We start from the raw sequence: 20,265 nt of genomic DNA, 5'->3' as shown, positions 1-20,265 counted from the left end.
AACCTGGGTAAATGGCTTGAACAGGTTTGCTATCAGCCGATTAATTACATCAATGATGATTGTGTCTCATGACTTTTTGAGGAGACTCTAAGTAATGGATCTGGTGCGTTGAAAGAGGTCTCACTGCGGAGTCTTTTTTTGCACAAAGGAAAAAGAACGCTAGGGTTCGGATCGGGTTCGGTAGAATGTTCCCATAACTGACTGAACATGTTCAAGAATAAAGACGGATTATGAGCGCCAAGTTCGGTATAGGTTCGGATGCAAGTGATCATCATAATGACCACCAGAAAACCAATCAGGATTCTTCAACTTACAACAACGTGATTTCGGTGTTAGTAGTGCTCATAATCCCTTGGTCCCTGGTTCGAGTCCAGGTGGGCCCACCAAATACCGAAGGCGCTGTTTGTATAGGTGCTGAAATAGAAGCCTTGCATGAGTGATTATGTGAGGCTTTTTTGTATCTGAAAGTGTAAATAAAAATGACATTTGTTAATTAAACCTTACATTTTTTAGCCTTGCGCTGACCTTGGGGTTTTATAACCAATTGATAATAAACTATATGTTTTTATGGCGTAATTATTGCAAGGTAACTCATTTGGATTCAATAATAAATAACGCGTATTGATCAAAAAATAACAATTGCTCATAGGATGCATAGAATGAAAGTATTACGGATGAGGATGTCTCTTTCTAAATATCAAAAGACCGCACTGATTAGTGCATTGGGTTTTACTCTAGGTTTAGTGATAACACCATCAGTCTTTGCTGCTGATAAATACTGGTGTGGCGCCCCATCTTCAACGCTCTGGTCACAGAATTGTTGGAGCACAATAGATGGTGGCCCACCAAATACATCGCTACCTCTTGCTGGTGACAGTGTTTATATCAACAACTCGAGTGTTACTGATATCAATATTTTGTACATCTCAAGTTACTATAACGATTTGCTTGATTCTCTGACCATTAATGCAACAGGTTCAGGAAGTGCGACGTTAACGCAAAGCATTAGCTCAAGTTTATTAAAGGCATTAACAGCGACTATCGGTGATACGGGTACAGGAACCTTCATACAGTCGGCTGGGACAAATAGAATTAGCAATAGCCTTTATTTGGGGGAATCAACGAATGGTAGTGGCGATTACTTATTGAGTGGTTCGGGTCTCCTTTCAGCTGAAAATATTTATGTAGGTGATAAGGGTACGGGTGATTTGAGGATTTCTGCTGGCGGTACTGCAATCAATGAAACGGGTATTTTAGGAAGCGCTAGTGGTAGTAATGGCATAGCCACGGTGACAGGTGATGGATCCACATGGCAAAATACGGCCGCCCTTTATGTTGGTGGTAGGGGTAGCGGTACGCTAAACATAAACGATGGCGGTGTTGTCACCAGCACGCAGGGCTATCTCGGGTTTTACGAGACTGGTAGCGGTTCCGCAACAGTAGATGGTCAAGGTTCTACTTGGGGGAATAGTGATATTCTCGTTGTAGGTGGAAACGGTTCTGGTGAATTAAACATAAGCAATGCAGGTCAAGTCAGTAATACGACGGGTTATATAAGTAATACCAGTAATGGCACGGGGGCTGTTACGGTATCAGATACTAATTCAAGTTGGGTGAATAGCGCTGAATTATATGTTGGTTATGAGGGCACAGGCACACTGAATATTGAAAATGGTGGTGTGGTCACCAATACAACAGGTTATCTTGGGCGTCTTGGTGGTAGCGGCACTGCAACGGTAACCGGTTCTGGCTCAAGTTGGGATAATAACGCTAGATTATATGTTGGTTTTAGTGGTACGGGTACACTGAATATTGAAAATGGTGGTGTGGTCACCAATACAACAGGTTATATAGGTTTTGGCAGCCAGAGTAGTGGCGCCGCAACGGTAACCGGTGCGGGTTCAAGTTGGGATAATAGTGGGGCCCTTTATATTGGCTATACTGGGGTAGGTATTTTGGAAGTTGGAGGTGGCGGTACAGTCAGTAATGCGCAGGGTTATCTTGGGCGTTATAGTATTGGTAGTGGTAGTGGCACTGCAACGGTAACCGGCACTGGCTCAAGTTGGGTGAATAGCGCTGAATTATATGTTGGTTATGGGGGTTCGGGTGTTCTGGATATTGAAGATGGTGGTAGCGTCAGTAATACAGAGGGTTATGTGGGGCATAACAGCAGCAGTAATGGCACCGCAACGGTAACCGGCACTGGCTCAAGTTGGGATAATAGTACCTTCCTTTATGTTGGTTATGAGGGTACGGGTTCATTAGATATTGAAAACGGTGGCACGGTCAGCAATAAATATGGCTATCTGGGGCGACTCAGTGGCAGTAATGGTACCGCAACGATAACTGGCGCTGGCTCAAGTTGGAGTAATAGTAGTTCCCTTTATATTGGCAGGTCTGGCACAGGTACATTGAATATTGAAAATGGTGGTGTGGTCACCAATATGACAGGTTATCTTGGGTATAACAGTGGCAGTAGTGGCACTGCAACGATAACTGGCGCTGGCTCAAGTTGGAGTAATAGTAGTTCCCTTTATATTGGCAGATCTGGCACAGGTACATTGAACATTGAAGCCGGTGGTTCGGTCAGTAATACAGTTGGTGTTCTGGGGCTCTATAGTAATAGTAATGGCACCGCAACAGTGACAGGTACCGGTTCCAATTGGACAAACAGTGATAACTTGTCGATTGGTGAATTCGGAACCGGTTCTCTCAGTGTGACTAGCGGTGGTACAGTCGAAGCGGGTGCGCAATTAACTGTAGGAAAAAACGGGTCAGTCAACCTTGTCGCAGGCGAGATTACGGTAGATGACACAGGTGCCGACAGCGGCTCTTGGACTAATAATAGCTACTTTTATATTGGCTATGCTGGGGCAGGTATTTTGGAAGTTGAAGGTGGCGGTACAGTCAGTAATCGTTTTGCCTTTCTGGGGCATGGCAGTACGAGTGATGGTAGCGCCACAGTAACCGGCACAGGTTCAAGTTGGGTGAATAGCAGCAGCCTTTATGTTGGTTATAGGGGTACGGGTTCATTAGATATTGAAAACGGTGGCACGGTCAGCAGTAACCGTGGCTATCTGGGGCGACTCAGCAGTGGCAGTAATGGTACCGCAACAGTGACAGGTGCCGGTTCCAGTTGGGTAAATAGCATCAACCTTTCCGTTGGTGCTCTAGGTACGGGTGTTCTGGATATTGAAGATGGTGGTAGCGTCAGTAATACAAATGGTTATGTGGGGCAATACAATGGCAGCAATGGTACCGTAACAGTGACAGGTGCCGGTTCCAGTTGGGTAAATAGTGATAGCCTTACGATTGGTGAATTGGGAACCGGTTCTCTCAGTGTGACTATCGGTGGTACAGTCGAAGCGGGTGCGCAATTAACTGTAGGACAAAACGGATCAGTCGACCTTGTTGAAGGTAGTATTACAGTAGATGACACAGGGGCAAGTACGGCATGGAGCACTGGTAGCTTCCTTAATGTTGGCTATGCTGGTGCGGGTGTAGTGAATATTGAAGATGGTGGTACTGTTAGCAGCACACAAGGCTATCTGGGGTATTCTCCTGCAGGTAATGGTGTCGCCACAATATCGGGTGCTAATTCAAAATGGACAAATAGTTCTTTCCTTAATATTGGCCATGCTGGTACAGGTGAATTGAACATTGAAGCCGGTGGTTTGGTCAGTAATACAGAGGGTTATGTGGGGCGTTACAGTGGCAGTAATGGCACTGCAACAGTGACAGGTGCCGGTTCCAGTTGGGTAAACAGTGATAGCTTGTTGATTGGTGGAGCGGGAACAGGTTCTCTCAGTGTGACTAGCAGTGGTACAGTCGAAGCGGGTGCGCAATTAACTGTAGGACAAAACGGGTCAGTCGACCTTGTTGAAGGTAGTATTACAGTAGATGACACGGGGTCAAGTAGGACATGGAGCACTGGTAGCAACTTTAGTGTTGGTTATGCGGGTACGGGTGCAGTGAATATTGAAGATGGTGGTACTGTTAGCAGCACACGAGGCTATCTGGGGTATACTTCTACAGGTAATGGTGTCGCCACAATATCGGGTGCTAATTCAAAATGGACAAATAGTTCTTTCCTTAGTGTTGGCTATGCTGGTACAGGTGAATTGAACATTGAAGCCGGTGGTTCGGTCAGTAATACAGTTGGTTCTCTGGGACTCTATAGTAATAGTAATGGCACCGCAACAGTGACAGGTACCGGTTCCAGTTGGACAAACAGTGATAGCTTGTCGATTGGTGAATTGGGAACAGGTTCTCTCAGTGTGACTAGCGGTGGTACAGTCGAAGCGGGTGCGAAATTGACTGTAGGACAAAACGGGTCAGTCGACCTTGTTGAAGGTAGTATTACAGTAGATGACACGGGTACCAGTGAGGCATGGAGTGCTGGAAGTTATGTTTATGTTGGCCATAGTGGTACCGGGCAGCTGACCATTAAAGATGGCGGTTCCATTAGCACTGCGAAGGGTCGTCTGGGATATGCCAATACGGGTAATGGTACCCTAACGGTAGATGGCGTGGGTTCAAGTTGGAACAATAGCGGCAACCTTGCTATTGGACGAGAAGGCTCCGGTACACTAAATATTAAAAATGGCGGTACTGTTAGTAACGCAAATGTTTTTCTAGCTAATGGGTTTAATGGTACAGGTGCCGCAACGGTGACGGGTACCGGTTCTAAATGGACGAACACAGCTAAGCTTTTTGTAGGAGGCACAAGCACTGAGGCAAGAGGTACTGGCGAAGTCAACGTATTAGATAACGGAACTGTCGAGGTGGCTAACACCCTGAAGATATGGGGCACTGGCGCAGTAAATTTAACTAACGGTAATCTTAATGCTCCTACTATTTCAGTTGATGGCGGCCAATTAAACGGTACCGGTACGGTTACAGGTGATATTTTCATTACTAACGGTGCATCAGTTGGTCCTGGCAATTCTCCTGGCATTTTAAATATCGATGGTGATTTTAGTGTTTTAGATGTTAGTAGCACACTGACGTTTGAGTTGGGTGGTTTGGTTGCCGGTACCGAATATGATGTGCTCGATATCACGGGCAATGTTACTTTAGCCGGCATATTAACGGCTAGTTTATATGATCTGGGCGATGGTTTGTTTGAACCCGTTGAAGGCAACAGTTTTGATATCTTGATGGCCGAGACGATTGTCGGTACCTTTGATACCCTGGATCTGGCAATACTGGGCGGTGGCCTTGGTTGGGATATCAGTTACCTTTATGATATTGATGGAGGAACTACTGATATTGTACGTCTGAGTGTGGTTTCAGCAGTTCCAGTGCCTGCAGCGGTATGGCTCTTCGGCTCAGGCTTAATTGGTCTGGTTGGTTTCGCAAGACGCAAAGCCAGTTAAGTCATACACAATGACTATGAAAGAGGTCTCGCATGAGTGATTGTGTGAGGCTTTTTTGTGGGAAACTGTAAAGCACCCCGATTATTGTTTGTGAAACTTTACACATTGGTGGGGTGGTTAGTAGTGCTTGTAGATATAACTTATTGATTTTGTTTGAATCAATTTAAGTGGAATGATTTTTGCTGTATTATATATAGGGATAGTTGAACTGATTGGTTTATACCTCGTAGCAAGCTATCGTATGCGGCCCCCTTAATGATGAGTCGTTATAGATAATAACAATGACTCAAAGGATAATATTGAAATGAATTTTTTAAGACTAGTATCACTTGCTATTACATTGATTTTGTCAACCAGTGTGAATGCCTCAATCGTTTCAAGCTTGCCTCATACTGGAACACCTGATTGGTCAGATGTCACATTTTCTGGTACATCAATGGTTGTAAATGGCTCAGGTATATCATCTACACTTACGACCGCACCATACAAAGGTGTCTGGTTTGGTTGGCTTGCTGGTCAGAATTTACCTTCATGGACACCGGGTTCAAGTAGTGATGGAAACTATTTATCCTTCGATGCTTCTTTTTCCAGTAATGCAACAGACTGGTCTGCATATTTTTATGACAAAAATCATTACGCGGCATTTAATTTTGCAGAAACAGGTTGTGATGGTAATCAATTTAGTTGCTATGGACTAACGGGGAATGCGGGTGTAAGTGTGGCTCATGCTGGAGCGACATCACTTGATGCTGATTCAACATTTATTCCACTTGATTTAACATTGCCTCATAGCTACGAGTTTTTAATGAAAAATGGGCTAGTATCTTACCGTATTGATGGCGCTGTAGTTTATTCCGGTCTGGCGTATGAATTGAGCTTGAGTAGTCCTGCATTGATCATTGGTGATAGTAGTGGTAGCACCGGAACAGGGCAAGGCAGTATGATATTTTATAGTGTCGCCTTTAACAATACGGTACAAGACAACGCATTAGTGAGTAGCGTGCCCGCTCCTGCAGCAGTATGGCTATTTGGATCAGGTCTATTAGGCTTGGTTGGATTCGCAAGACGTAAAGCAAGTTAAGTCATACTTGATGGCTACGAAAGAGGCCTCGCATAGCGAGGTCTTTTTTATGTATGAAGGAAAAATGTGACAAGGTTTGAAAATGGTTCAGTGAGTATTTCCCATAACAATTTGAGTGCGTTAAAGAATAAATAAACATGATGCCCCCAGGTTCGGATGCAGAAAACAATGCACAGTACCTCTGAAGAAAATCGTGACCATTCTTCAGCTTGCAACGCAGCCATCAAATAGTTCGTGCTGCTCATAATCCCTTGGTAACACCCGTTAACTCGCTCATTTGGCAGCTAATTCCTCGTCCATAATAAAAAATGTTGACAACAAAATACAGAACGCTCAACATGTAAGTTAGCTATTACTTACGTCTGAGGTATGCAATGTCTTCCAGCACGAAACATATGTCGGGTGAACAACGACGGGCAGATGCAATAGAAACTGTTATTGACCTGGCTTCTGAGCAAAATCCTGAAGAGATAACCACGACAGCGATATCCAATCGAATGGGCTTGAGTCAGGGCGCGTTGTTTAAACACTTTCCCAATAAAGAAGCTATTTTAAAAGGTGTCATTGAATGGGTCGCTGAACGGCTGCTGTCCAGAGTGGATAAGGCGACCAAAGAGGCCGATTCTCCGCTTGAGGCATTAGAGGCGGTTTTTATTACGCATATTGATTTTGTGGCAAGCCATCCAGGCGTTCCAAGGATGTTGTTTGGAGAGCTGCAGCGATCTAAAGTAACGCCGGCCAAAAAAATGGCAAGGGCGCTGATCGAAAATTATGGAAAAATAATTGAAGCCATCATTGAACAGGGTAAAGAGCAGGGGAAGTTGGATGAAACGCTTGATAGTAAATCTGCTGCAATCATGTTTATTGGCATCATTCAAGGCCTTATCATGCAGTCACTGATAACTGAAAGTATGGAAAACATGCGTGAGAATGCTGCTGGTGTTTTCAGAATATATTGCCGTGGCATTGTGAGTAAACGATGATGTTAAAGATAATGAATCGACGTACGATGCTTCTCCTGGCAGTGATTGTTCCTATGCTCATTCTGTTTGTTTATGTTGGCATGATATCCGGGCCACTGGCGCCAGTATTGGTTACCACTACAACCATCGAAAATCGGTCTATTTCACCAGCGCTGTTTGGCATTGGTAAAACCGAGGTTCGTTATTTATATAATATTGGTCCAATCACAGCTGGACGCGTAAAGCAGGTCAATGTTCAAGTTGGCGATAAGGTTCGGGCGGGTGAAATACTGGCCGAGATGGATCCCATCGACCTTGATGATCGAATTGGTGGGCAGGAATCAGCGCTGAAACGCTCACAGGCAACGCTGCTTGCAGCCATGGCCCGGGTGCAAGAGGCATCATCAAGATTCGCTTTTGCAGAGTCACAGGCGACACGCTATGAAAAGCTCCTGCATATCAAATCGGTAAGTAATGAGGTGTATGAGGCAAAGCAGCAGGAATTACAGATAGCAAGCGCAGCACTTGCCGTTGCCCGTGCTGACCATAGTTCATCTGAACAGGAATTGGCGCGCACCCAGGCTGATCTTGATGGCCTAGTCAGTCAACGTAAAAACTTGCGCCTTGTGGCACCGGTAGACGGTGTCATAACGCGACGTAATGTAGAAGCAGGCTCAACGGTAGTGACAGGACAGGCTGTAGTAGAAATGATCGATCCTTTGAGCTTATGGGTTAATGTACGTTTTGATCAGCGGCTTGCCTCCGGTTTGAGTGCAAAATTACCTGCACAAATAAAACTGCGTTCACGTAGTCAGCGTGAATTTAAAGGCCTGGTTTATCGTGTTGAGCCAATGGCAGATGCTGTTACCGAAGAAATTCTGGCCAAAGTGACCTTTGACGTATTGCCGGCAGTTCTGCCCCCCATCGGTGAACTTACTGAGGTTACCGTGTCACTGCCACCTTTGACTGCAACGCCTGTTGTTCCCAATGCAAGTTTACAACAGGTGAATGGCCGTATTGGCGTGTGGCTCGTCAAAGATGACGAGATACAATTCTCTGCCGTTAAAATTGGTGCAAGCAGCCTCGATGGTTACGTGCAGATTCTGGAGGGGCCAATATCGGGCGCTCAGATTGTGGTTTATAGCCAGCGATTACTCAATGCGCGGAGCCGTATCAAGATTACTGAACGGCTGACAGAAGACCGTTCATCATGATCAGCCTTGCCGGGCGAGACATTATACATTCATGGGGTAAATTTGTGTTTACCGGCATGGGTCTGGGGCTGTTGATTGGGGTTACCTTGACGATGGCTGGTGTTTACCGGGGAATGGTGGATGATGCCAAGGTGTTGCTGGACAACAGTGGCGCGGATCTATGGGTTGTACAACAAGGGACGCTTGGACCCTATGCCGAATCATCAAGCTTGTACGATGATGAATATCGCAGCATTCTTGGTATGGAAGGCGTTGCCCGAGCCGCGAATGTTACTTATTTAACCTCACAAATCAGTCAAGGGAAATATGATGTACGCGTGATGGTCGTTGGGGCTGTTACATCACCCGCAGGAGCGCCAGGGCAACCCAGGTTCCTTATGTCGGGCAGGCATATTACCCGTGGTCACTATGAGGCCGTAGCTGATATCAAAACCGGTTTCAATCTTGGTGATGAGGTTCAGATTCGTCGTAATACATATAAAGTTGTTGGGCTGACAAAGCGAATGGTATCGTCCAGTGGCGACCCGATGCTGTTTATCCCACTTAAAGATGCTCAGGAAGCACAATTCCTGAAGGATAATGATGCGATTGTAAAACAGCGTCGCCGAACCACGGCCAACCCTGCATTTAATCGACCGGCTGTGCCGGGCCTGTTGGAGGCGGTGATTGACTCACAAAGCACGAACCCTTTCGTAAATGCTGTGCTGGTTCAGATCAAGCCTGGCTATACAGCAGAAGCAGTCGCCGAGCCCATTCGCCGCTGGAAACGATTACAGGTGTACACCCGTGTACAGATGGAATCAATACTAATCGAAAAGTTGATCAAAACAGCAGCAAAACAGATTGCCATGTTTTTGGTAATTCTTGCTGTTGTCAGTGCGGCAATCGTTGCATTCATTATTTATACGCTAACGATAGGTAAGATTCGAGAAATTGCTGTGCTTAAACTCATTGGAACAAAGAGTCGCACTATTGCCAGTATGATTATGCAACAGGCGCTTGGCCTGGGCGTTATTGGGTTTGTGGTTGGAAAAATAGCGGCGACATTTTGGGCGCCAGTATTTCCAAAATATGTACTACTGGAGCCTGCAGATGCTATGACAGGGTTCATACTGGTGATGATTATTTGTGTGATAGCCAGTCTGGTTGCAATTCACGCTGCGCTAAAAGTGGATCCTGCGGAGGCTATTGGTGGCTGAGTTGCATACACAGGGCATTACCATTGAAGGATTACGTAAGCGATATGGCGAGGGTGATACTGCAGTAGACGCGCTGAAAGGTGTGGATATGCAAGTCAACCCTGGCGAGGTGGTTGGATTGGTCGGCCCCTCCGGCTCGGGTAAAAGTACACTGCTCAAATGTCTGGGGGCTGTTATCGAACCTACAGCTGGACGGATGACGCTGGGTGAAAATACTATTTACGATCAACAATGGAAGATTTCTGATCTCGGTGCATTAAGGCGGGATAATATCGGCTTTGTATTTCAGGCACCGTATCTGATTCCTTTTCTTGATGTTATCGATAATGTTGCATTGATTTTGATGCTGGCGGGTCATGCAAACAGCGAATCGCGTAAACGAGCGTTGGAAATACTGGAGGCTCTGGATGTTGCGCATCGTGCACGGGCTATGCCATCACAACTTTCAGGCGGTGAACAGCAACGCGTATCCATCGCACGAGCACTGGTGAATCGACCACCGGTCATTCTTGCTGATGAACCTACCGCACCACTTGATAGCGAACGTGCACTTGCTGTTGTGAAAATATTGAATCAAATAGCGAGGCAGTATGAAACTGCAATCATTGTAGTGACACATGATGAAAAAATTATCCCTACATTCAAACGAATCTATCATATAAGGGATGGCAAAACTCATGAAGAAGCAGGAGAAGGGCGTATTGTATGAAGGTATCTAAATCTATATCACGGATCTTTTTCTATACCCTGGTAGTGCTCTGTGCAGGAATAATTTCAGGTTGTGCTGTTGGCACGGATTATAAAAGACCTGAAATACCTGATATTAATACTTACACAGTAAACCCGGTGCCATCCAGGACGGAGGCCTACCCTGTGACATTGGGTGGCAGCCAGCACTTTGTCCGTAGCAAGGTTGACCCTTCCTGGTGGAAGGTCTTTGGTTCGTCCAGGCTCGATAGTCTGGTAGAGCGCGCTTTGCTGTCCAGTCTGACGCTCGAAGCGGCCAGAGCTAAACTTGAGCAGGCCGAACAGACCTATCAGGCGCAGGGGGGGGCAACACAGTATCCTCAAGTAACCGCTGATGCAGGTGGTTCCCGTCAACGTGTCAATACCGCTGCATTTGGTCAGTCCGCTGGATCAAAGACATTTGGCCTAATCAATGCAGGGGTGAATGTTAGTTATAGTCTGGATTTGTTCGGGGGTAATCGGCGTATGCTCGAATCGTTTGCCGCAGAGGCGGACTATCAACGTTATCAGCTTGAAACAGCGCGTCTTCTTCTTATCGCTAATGTGATTACAACGGCCATTACGCAAGCCCAGTTGGCTGCCCAAATACAGGCAAGTGAACAAATCCTCTCTGCCCAGGAAGAGCAGCTGAATATTACAAAAAAGAGATTGTCATTGGGGGCTAGCTCTCAGAATGAGGTGTTTTCGTTGCAGGCAACTGTTGAACAATCCCGCGTAAACATCTCACAACTGCGTAATAGTTTTGAACAGTCACATCATTTGATGGCAGTGTTTGTCGGCATAACACCAGGTGATTCAGATATTCCTTCATTTGTGCTTGATGACTTTACCTTGCCAGCCCAGCTTCCTGTGGTTATACCTTCTGAACTTGTACGCCAACGGCCGGATATCCAGGCCTCGGAAGCACTGCTGCAGGCTGCCAATGCACGATATGGCACCGCTATTGCCAAGCGTTACCCGCAAATAAACCTGAGTGCAGATATTGGATCTCAGGCATTGACTGCATCAACCTTGTTCGGTGCAGGAACAATGGTTTGGGGTGTTGCCGGGCAACTTGTGCAGCCGCTTTTTCATAAAGGGCTGGTTGCAGAGTCACGTGCTGCCAGGGCTGGATTTGATGAGGCAGAAGCAAATTATCGACAGACAGTTTTTCATGCATTGCAGAATGTAGCCGATGTGTTGCGTGCTCTTGAATATGATGCCAGTGCGCTTGCAGCACAGGCATCTGCAAATAATGCGGCTCAAGGAATACTACAGCTTGTGAGGCAGGAGTATAACATCGGAGCGGCAAATCATCTCGAAGTGTTAGCAGCAGAGCAGCAGGTGCAGTTGAATGCGTTGAATCTGGTGACAACTCAATCCCGTCGATTGATTGATACGGTTGCGTTGTATCAGGCCATGGGGGGTGGTGTGTTGATCACAAGCAAGGGGTCGGTGCATTTGAAAGATCAATAGATTTTTTGGCTTAAAGGAATCAAAGGGTCAGAGCATTTGATTGTTCTCTACCGTCCTCAGCGCCGTCTACCTACACCGATTAACCCAACTAACCCTGAGCCGAACAACCATGCTGATGCTGGGAGGGGGACTGGGGCTGTTGCTAGTAAACCTACGTCGCCATCATGCACAGCCCATGCATATAGAGTAAGAATCTTACTTCCATGATTCTGATACCCGTTATGGTAAGCAAATGCCCATGCGCGTCCAGTATCAGATGCTAGCTCTGTTTTGACCAATACCAGCCATATAGATTACTGAATAAGTCATAATTACTAGTGCTTGCGTAATTTGTATCAGCTAGCCAAGTAAGATTCGCGTCATCATCATAATACGCCAGTCCACCTAAACGAGGGCTAAGTGATGAGGCATTTGCCATCAATGAAGCAGACATTATGATTACTAATAAGGCAGATATTATCAGTGTCTTTATTGTTCTCATTTCCATGTCCTCCTATAGACATTATTTTTATCCACGCCCAAGTCTATGCCGAGGCGCCGCGCATAATAAAAGAGAGTCTGGAATTGAACAAGGAAAGGTCTTTCAGTGCATCCCAGCCGCATATCATTATTAGTGTTCCCCAAAGTCTACCACAGCACCATCACTATCCTCAAATGACCACCAGTTGAACCACAAAACATACCCTCTCATTACAAAACCCCAATAGCTTCTTCAGCTTAACCTGATCCGCAAAATCACTACCACCAACCGTGCCTGCTGACTAACCATCAGTGGGCTTTTTTTATTGCCAAGGAGAAAACCCCATGATTACATTCAAATGTCCCAATGACCTCAATCAACTACCACCCGATCATCCTTCATATCGCATCATAAAAGACCTCATCAAATTACTCATCACAGACTGCACCACAAAGGAGCACCCCTATGATCCAGACAACAACGGCTACATAGTCCTCATTGAAGAAGGCGATATCAATCGTACCCTGGATGAAATCGATATGCCCTCTTTAACCAAAATTGAATGGGAAGGATTTAGCGTTATACAAAGTCACTTCTATGGCGTGTATCTCGGAACGGACGATTACGGCATGGCCTTTGTACTGCCGGACGCCGAGTGGTTGAGAGGCGAGCTGAGGGGCTACCTGCAAGTCCTTTTCAGGTAAGGAAAGGTTGATCTATCACATTGGTTGTCGAGGTAAAACGAAATTGTTCTTTCGCATCTACGCCAATGATGGAGGAGGTTTCTTCAGTGATGAATGGATTGCCCATAGTGACATTGATACTGCACTCGATGAAGTTGATCCCATAACTTAAACGGCTCTCTATGGATTGTTCCGGGGCAAGTCCGTCAATACCCCTGCGTTTATGTTGGCAGTCCTTCGTAGTGAAGGTCTGGTGGATTCTATGATCGGCAAACAGTGAATGCATGAGAAGGTTAGACCGAAAGACTTTCTGGACACCATGAAGAAACTGATTGCATCAAGTGTTGATCTGGATGCCAAGGGTAAGCAGAAGAAGGCACCAGTGAAGATGCCAGTAGCACCTAAGGGAACATCCAAGTAACCATCCAGGGTGACACGTATCTGTAGTCCCATGATCCACTCTCTGCAATATCCATAACGCCAATAATCTCAATGCCTTTGATGCTCAGTCATAAATACTCACCTTGCAATCGAACTATTACCGAACCCCTTCGGATTAATTTTTTAACACCATAACCAACCATAGAGGTACTCGATGATCACGATTCTGTTGCTGATCTGCATTGTTGCGCTTGCGGCATTCATATTAATTGCTATTCAACACCCCGTTTTATCAATCGTCCTGTTGTTGGTGGTGAGCATTATTTTTTATAATATAAGGAGAAAGAAAAAATGAATAAATTAAATTACGCCACTTACTTGAGTGATGCCATTGACGCACAGCGCAAGCGAGATAAAGTATATTTTCAATATATTGAGATCTTTTATAACCAACAATGCAGGCTGTTTTTTAGATTTGATTGCATAATGGAGTGAAGTCAGCTTCTTGTAGTGATGAAGGTATCGATACTTCAATTTCATCATCGGTTGTTCCAATTAAGCTTTTATTGGAAATCATAAAGCGTACGGAGATGTTATTGTTAATTAAAAAAACACCATTAGAAATATCTTTTATTGTGGCTGTTGTTTTTAGGTAACAATCAATAATGTTATCAAAACTATCTCCCATGTCATTATAATAAGTTAATGTACCATCTATTGTTATAACGGAATAAACTTTGTCGGTGAGTCCATTGATTATTTCACTTCCATTCCAGGTGCCTGCAATATCTGCTAAAGATGGAGTGTGATTATTTATGTTTTCGGTAGCAGATTTCATGGAATCAATAAGGGTAACGATTTCGGCATCAGTGCGCGCACCATTGGTGCCTAGTCCGCCGACATTGATTGGTAGTACGATGCCTGGGGTAACTGATCCCGCACCTGTTAGTCGACGTTGAATCATTAACCCATCATTGGCATCAGCATCGCCATCACCATCTACATCTAGTCGTACAGCACTAAATGATGTAGGCATGATGGTGACTAATAGTGATGTGATTAAAAAACGTTTTATTATTTTCATATTACAACTCAGTCAGATTACCTTGCTTACGCTTGGGTAAGTTTATGGAAACGAACGAGTAAAAACATTTCTGCGCATCCAAGCTTATATTGTTATTGCCGTTCCCAAAGTCTACCATAGCATTATCACTGCCTCCAAATTGAGACTGCCCCAAGATCACTATCGGAGGTGTATAAAATGAAACCTATTAATTATTTCTTTAAAAGTATATTAATATTGTTGGTGTGAGTACGGTTCCTGTGCCTTCTGCTGTATTATTCTTCGATTCGGGTCTGCTGTCTTTTGCAAGATTTATAAAGGGCCGGTAACTATTCACCAAAGGGGATAGGTTTATCGAGTTATGCTCTGTAAATTATCTCGACAATTTTTAGAATGCCTTTACGCTTTGGTGGGCTGGATACCAGCGGGGTCATTATAACCTATTGATGTTACAGTAAATCATAAGCATGGAATGATTTTTGCTCTAGTTAATTGTAAGAATACTCAATTATCTATAGGGAACAATGAGATGAAAAAATTAAAAATACTGGTGAATTCTGTTTTATTAACTTCAACGATGATTATTTCATCAGTTGCTAACTCAATACCCATTTACCTATATTTTTGATGATGCAACTTTTTCATCATACTCCAATAATCTGGATGGAAGCCCCGCGACTTTCTCACCCGGTCCTGCGCATTGGGCAAATGATGGTCTCTCAAATTATGACTCTGACCAAGGGGATTCTGTAACTTTCTCGGGTAGTGGTTTGACGTTCATATCAACTGAAGGGCAATCGCAGGATGTCTTATACCTTGTGTTTACTGATCTTTTACAACTAGGCACACCAACTCTTGGTTTCTCTGGCAGTGAGATATTTAAGCGACTAACGACTACATTGCCTCAACCATTTTATGGTGGAGTTCTCGGTACAAACGGGGGATTGAGCACTGTTGTCTCTTCAACGGCTGTTCCTGTCCCCGCTGCAGTATGGCTCTTTGGCTCAGGTCTACTCGGTCTGGTTGGTGTAGCAAAACGCAAAGTAAGTTAAGCGCGCTGTAGTGGTCTAATAAACCCGCACCTTATTTGTCGAGAGGCTTTGCACTCTTGATCCCCTGGGGGATCTAATTTTTTATAACCAATTGAACTATAAGCCTATTGTGTAACTGGTATGTTTGTTACTTACTTGTTAGATACGCTTTGATAAAACACATCAGGAGTATAAAATCAGAATGGATAGATTAAAATCAGCCACAATATTTACCTTGTTCATCACCACAATGACTATTACGCTGAATTTTATTGTCTTTAATGCTGCAGGTTCGGTGGGTAATCCCCCCGGTCTTCTGGTTTCTTCATTGAGTGGTGAGGCTGAGTTAGCAGCAGTGCCAATACCAGCTGCGGTATGGTTATTCGGCTCGGGTCTTTTGGGTTTGATTGGTGTCGCTAGACGTAAGTAGCACTGATTTTGTTTCTTTGTTTTTGAAACTTTATAAAGATGTTAGTATCTATAATAATTCAATAATTTGAAAAAGGCGCAAGCTATGGATACTACGTTAATCGTTATGCTGGTTGTTATTGCCCTGGTCGTTTTTTATGTGATCGGGATATTCAATAAACTGGTTACCCTGAAAAATCGCTATGGTAATGGCTTTGCACAGATCGAGGTGCAATTAAAACGGCGTTATGACCTGATTCCTAATCTTATCGAGACGGCGAAGGGTTATATCAAGCATGAGCGAGAGACTCTGGAAGCTGTGGTTGCAGCACGGAATACGGCGCAAAGCATGTTATCAAATGCGGCGGCTGATCCGGGTAATGCGGATGCGATTAAGGGCTTGAATGGTGCCGAAGGGAAACTGGCGGGTGCCATGATGAACTTTAACATGGTGATGGAGGCCTACCCGGATCTCAAGGCCAACCAGAACATGATGCAGCTCAGTGAAGAACTGATCTCTACCGAGAACAAGGTTTCTTTTGCGCGGCAGGCCTTTAATGATCAGGTGATGGAATACAATACCTATAAGCAAACCTTTCCCCCTGTCTTTTTTGCCGTGAGATTTGGTCATGCGCAGGATGCGACTCTGCTGGAATTTGAAGATAGTGCGGCTATACAGGCTGCACCCAAGGTCTCATTTTAAATTCTGCCCATGAATTTTTTTGAATCACAAGATCGTGTGCGTAAACACACTGCTCGGTTGGTGGCACTGTTTATCCTGGCGGTGGTCGGCTTAATTATTATGACCAACCTTTTGATTATGGTGGCGTTTGGTTTTATCGATAGTCAACAAATACAGGGTGGTGGGGAACTACTACAGACAATGGATTGGCGAGTCTTTGCTACCGTGAGTGTGGGTGTTAGCGCGGTTGTTTTAATTGGTAGCCTTTATAAGATTATGTCGCTATCGGCGGGTGGCAAGGTGGTCGCAGAGGCGCTGGGTGGGAAACTGATCCCGCAAAATACCAACGATCTGAAGCAACGAAAATTATTGAATATCGTGGAGGAAATGGCGATTGCATCCGGCACACCTGCGCCACCGGTTTATTTGCTGGAAGGTGAGCAGGGTATTAATGCCTTTGCTGCGGGTTTCTCGCCACGCGATGCGGTCATTGGTGTTACTCAGGGCACCATTGATCATTTAAGTCGTGATCAGTTACAAGGTGTTATCGCGCATGAGTTCAGCCATATATTTAATGGTGATATGCGGCTCAATATTCGCTTGATGGGTATCCTTAATGGCATCACAGTGCTGGGTATGATTGGTTATTACCTCTTGTACACCAGTGCTTATTCGCGTCATTCGCGTAGTAATAAAAATGGTGGTGGAATACTGGGGTTGGCGATTGGTCTGATAGTCATTGGTTTTGCCGGTACCTTTTTTGGTAACTTGATCAAGGCGGCAGTGAGTCGGCAACGAGAGTATCTGGCCGATGCATCGGCAGTTCAGTTTACCCGTAATCCCGATGGGATCGCGGGTGCATTAAAGCGAATCGGTGGGCTGGAATATGGTTCAAAGGTAGACAACCCCGGCGCACCTGAAGTGAGTCATGCTTTTTTTGCTCAGGGCGTTTCGGGTTTTGTGCAATCACTGGCAGCAACGCATCCACCATTGGCGAAACGCATCCTATGTATTGATCCTCAGTGGGATGGTGTGTTTGCATCTGCTGATAAGGTTGACTCGCCTCGGGATGAAAAAAAGGCTGACAAGAAAGCAGGTATGACGCGTGAAGAGCTAGCGCAAAAGGTTGCTTCAGTTGTTACCAGTGCTGCCATGGTTGATGTTGCAAATGCCATTGACCAGATTGGTAACCCGAGGCAGGAGACCATTGATCATGCTCGCTCTCTGATAGATGAATTAGCAACAGAGCTTAAACAGGCGGCGCGTGAACCCTATGGTGCGCGTGCGGTTATTTATGCCTTATTGCTGGATGCTAAGGAAGATATTCGGGTTAAACAGTGGCAGCGATTAAAAGATTATGCAGACCCAGATGTATTGGTGTTAACGCATAAACTGGTTTCGCTCACAGATGGGTTGGATATTAAATATCGACTGCCAATAGTGGATATTGCGATTCCGGCATTGAAGCAATTATCTATTGCTCAGTATCAGGTGTTCCGTGACAACATGGTAGCGTTGATTGAAATGGATTCCAGGGTTGATTTGCTGGAATGGTCGTTGCAGAAAATTCTGTTTAACCACCTTGATGGGCAGTTCTTTAAGTTGCAGCAGACCAAAAAACGTTACGCTCATCTTAAGCAGCTCAAAAAAGAGACCGCCTTAGTTTTATCAGTGCTGGCTTATGCAGGGCAGAAGGCACCCAAAGAGATCAATGAGGCCTTCCATGCCGCAACAAAAATGCTGGACATCAGAGGACTTCGGCTGCTAGAAAAAAATAAAATCACCTTGCCTGACCTGGATGCTGCCTTGCAACGACTCGCCGGTTTGAGGCCTTTAGCTATGCCACAATTACTAAAGGCCTGTGCCGCCAGTGTGATGCAAGATCAAAAGATCTCCTCACTTGAAGCCGAGTTGATGCGCGCCTTTGCCGATGTCCTCGATTGCCCCATGCCACCCATCATCCCATTTTCAAGGGGTCAGAGCTCTTGAAAATAATTTATTAACTTTCAAGAGCTCTGACCCCTTGAAAGTTAATGGAGAAATGTCGTAGAGTGGGTGGTACATAATTAATTCTTACAGGGAGTGTGAGATGGCGAGATCACCAAGGATTGTGGTGCCTGGGCAGCCGATGCATATTGTTCATCGTGGTAATGATCGTAATCCGATTTTTTTTACTAATAGGGATTACTACGTTTATCTTAAGGTCTTGCGTGAGGCTGCTATACGTTATGAATGTGATATTCATGCCTATGTGCTGATGACAAATCATGTGCATATGTTGATGACACCGCATAGTAAAGAGGGGCCATCACGTTGCGTGCAGATGTTGGGTAATAAATATGTGCGTTATATCAATGGAATTTATCAACGTACAGGGACTTTATGGGAAGGCCGTTTTAAGTCTGCACTGATTGATTCTGAAAATTATTTATTGATGTGTTATCGCTATATTGAGTTGAATCCTGTCAGAGCTAATATGGTTTCATTACCTGGTAATTATTGGTGGTCTAGTTATCGCTGTAATGCCTTGGGTCAAGAGAATATGTTGCTCACACCTCATGCGGTATATATGGGGTTAGGATCGACGGATGTTGACCGTAGGCAATTATATCAGGGGCTATTTTCTGGTTGTATTGATAAAGATAATTTACAATTAATAAGAAAATCAACGCGGTCAGGTTTAGTCGTCGGCAATGATGTGTTTAAAGAAAAAATAGCAGAGGTGTTGCGTCGTAAGGTTATAAAATGTGATCATGGAGGGGATAGAAGGAGTGAGGGTTTTCAAGAGCTCTGACCCCTTGATCGGGTTAATGATATATATCAAAAAAATATTTAAGTTATTTTATGGACTTTATAAAAAACCATTCTACTATTTAAGATGATTTTAATAAAAATAGTGGGGAGATTTCCATGAAAGATAATATACGCATTCTGTTAATAATATGTTTATTGTTACCCCGTATCGTTATGTCGTTAGCTATAGAATTTAGCCAGGTTGATTATTATCAGGATGGTTCAATGGCTGTAGATGACTCCGCTTGGGCACAGGTTGATATTTCATATGTATCACCTACTAGTGGGATACAGTGGGTTAATATAGTTAGTAATCCGGGTACTTCTAATGAGATGTGGATTGTACAGAATCAGCCATTATTGCCGTCCTCTCTGACGGGGCTATCTTCAAATTCAAGCAGCTTTTATTTTAACGCGGGTGTTAGTAATGGTACTAATATTACTGGCTCAACCTTAAACGTTCGTTATGATGTTACGAGTGTCCCCCTGACCTCAGCTAATACGGGAGGGGTTGTTGATACTTATACTGTTGGAGAGACACAAAATATTATTAATGCCGGAGTCCCATCAGGAAATGTTACCTTGAATGCACCGGTGCCGCTTAATTTGGACTGGAATATTCCATTTATTGGTTTGGAGGCTGGTTGGCACAAAAACATGCCTAATGTGACGCAGGAGAAAAATTTTTGTGGTCCAGGTGCAGCGGCAAATAGTCTTCAATGGTTGAA

General features: G+C 44.6%; 13 protein-coding genes and 3 pseudogenes. 14 read left to right on the top strand and 2 right to left on the bottom strand.

From position 1 onward, the window contains the following. Positions 1-659: 659 nt before the first annotated feature. From GXP22_05265 to GXP22_05235, 7 genes and pseudogenes are all read left to right on the top strand, one after another. Positions 660-5,378 (top strand): VPLPA-CTERM sorting domain-containing protein, encoded by a 4,719-nt coding sequence (locus tag GXP22_05265; GenBank protein ID NOX08887.1) that lies wholly within the window; start codon positions 660-662, stop codon positions 5,376-5,378. 991 nt (positions 5,379-6,369) lie between these two features. Then, positions 6,370-6,459: pseudogene (locus tag GXP22_05260) on the top strand (VPLPA-CTERM sorting domain-containing protein). 374 nt (positions 6,460-6,833) lie between these two features. Beyond that, the gene (locus tag GXP22_05255) at positions 6,834-7,442 is read left to right on the top strand and encodes a TetR/AcrR family transcriptional regulator (GenBank protein ID NOX08886.1); all 609 of its coding nucleotides are present in this window, start codon (positions 6,834-6,836) and stop codon (positions 7,440-7,442) included. Then, the gene (locus GXP22_05250) at positions 7,442-8,635 is read left to right on the top strand and encodes an efflux RND transporter periplasmic adaptor subunit (protein NOX08885.1); all 1,194 of its coding nucleotides are present in this window, start codon (positions 7,442-7,444) and stop codon (positions 8,633-8,635) included. The genes GXP22_05255 and GXP22_05250 overlap by 1 nt, the downstream gene beginning before the upstream one ends. Continuing rightward, on the top strand, positions 8,632-9,834 hold the full coding sequence (locus tag GXP22_05245) for an FtsX-like permease family protein (protein NOX08884.1): 1,203 nt from the start codon (positions 8,632-8,634) through the stop codon (positions 9,832-9,834). The genes GXP22_05250 and GXP22_05245 overlap by 4 nt, the downstream gene beginning before the upstream one ends. Position 9,835: 1 nt before the next feature. Further along, positions 9,836-10,543 (top strand): ABC transporter ATP-binding protein, encoded by a 708-nt coding sequence (locus GXP22_05240; GenBank protein NOX08883.1) that lies wholly within the window; start codon positions 9,836-9,838, stop codon positions 10,541-10,543. After that, positions 10,540-12,036, top strand: a complete 1,497-nt coding sequence (locus GXP22_05235) for an efflux transporter outer membrane subunit (GenBank protein ID NOX08882.1) — start codon at positions 10,540-10,542, stop codon at positions 12,034-12,036. The genes GXP22_05240 and GXP22_05235 overlap by 4 nt, the downstream gene beginning before the upstream one ends. Positions 12,037-12,092: 56 nt before the next feature. Here the strand turns inward: GXP22_05235 and GXP22_05230 are convergent, their stop codons facing one another. Continuing rightward, complete coding sequence (locus GXP22_05230; protein ID NOX08881.1) at positions 12,093-12,326, bottom strand: VPLPA-CTERM sorting domain-containing protein; 234 nt, start codon at positions 12,324-12,326, stop codon at positions 12,093-12,095. 514 nt (positions 12,327-12,840) lie between these two features. Here GXP22_05230 and GXP22_05225 point away from each other — a divergent pair. Then, the gene (locus GXP22_05225; GenBank protein NOX08880.1) at positions 12,841-13,200 is read left to right on the top strand and encodes a hypothetical protein; all 360 of its coding nucleotides are present in this window, start codon (positions 12,841-12,843) and stop codon (positions 13,198-13,200) included. An 829-nt stretch (positions 13,201-14,029) separates the two neighbouring features. Here the strand turns inward: GXP22_05225 and GXP22_05220 are convergent. Beyond that, entirely contained in the window at positions 14,030-14,644 is a 615-nt protein-coding gene (locus tag GXP22_05220) for a hypothetical protein (protein NOX08879.1), read from the bottom strand. 935 nt (positions 14,645-15,579) lie between these two features. On the opposite strand from GXP22_05220, the pseudogene GXP22_05215 reads away from it, so the two are divergent. From GXP22_05215 to GXP22_05190, 6 genes and pseudogenes are all read left to right on the top strand, one after another. Beyond that, positions 15,580-15,675 (top strand): annotated as a pseudogene (locus tag GXP22_05215) (VPLPA-CTERM sorting domain-containing protein). Between the two features lie 328 nt (positions 15,676-16,003). Beyond that, a pseudogene (locus tag GXP22_05210) lies at positions 16,004-16,084 on the top strand (VPLPA-CTERM sorting domain-containing protein). An 84-nt stretch (positions 16,085-16,168) separates the two neighbouring features. Further along, entirely contained in the window at positions 16,169-16,765 is a 597-nt protein-coding gene (locus GXP22_05205; GenBank protein NOX08878.1) for a LemA family protein, read from the top strand. Positions 16,766-16,774: 9 nt separating this feature from the next. Further along, a complete protein-coding gene (locus GXP22_05200; GenBank protein NOX08877.1) occupies positions 16,775-18,733 on the top strand; it encodes a M48 family metalloprotease in 1,959 nt (652 codons plus the stop codon). Positions 18,734-18,833: 100 nt separating this feature from the next. After that, positions 18,834-19,538, top strand: a complete 705-nt coding sequence (locus tag GXP22_05195; protein ID NOX08876.1) for a transposase — start codon at positions 18,834-18,836, stop codon at positions 19,536-19,538. A 116-nt stretch (positions 19,539-19,654) separates the two neighbouring features. Continuing rightward, positions 19,655-20,265 (top strand): hypothetical protein (locus GXP22_05190; protein NOX08875.1); only part of this gene is annotated, 611 nt, incomplete at its 3' end.

It is taken from the genome of Gammaproteobacteria bacterium, from assembly GCA_013151035.1.
GTDB lineage: Bacteria > Pseudomonadota > Gammaproteobacteria > JAADJB01 > JAADJB01 > JAADJB01.
This window is presented reverse-complemented; position numbering and strand designations above follow the sequence as displayed.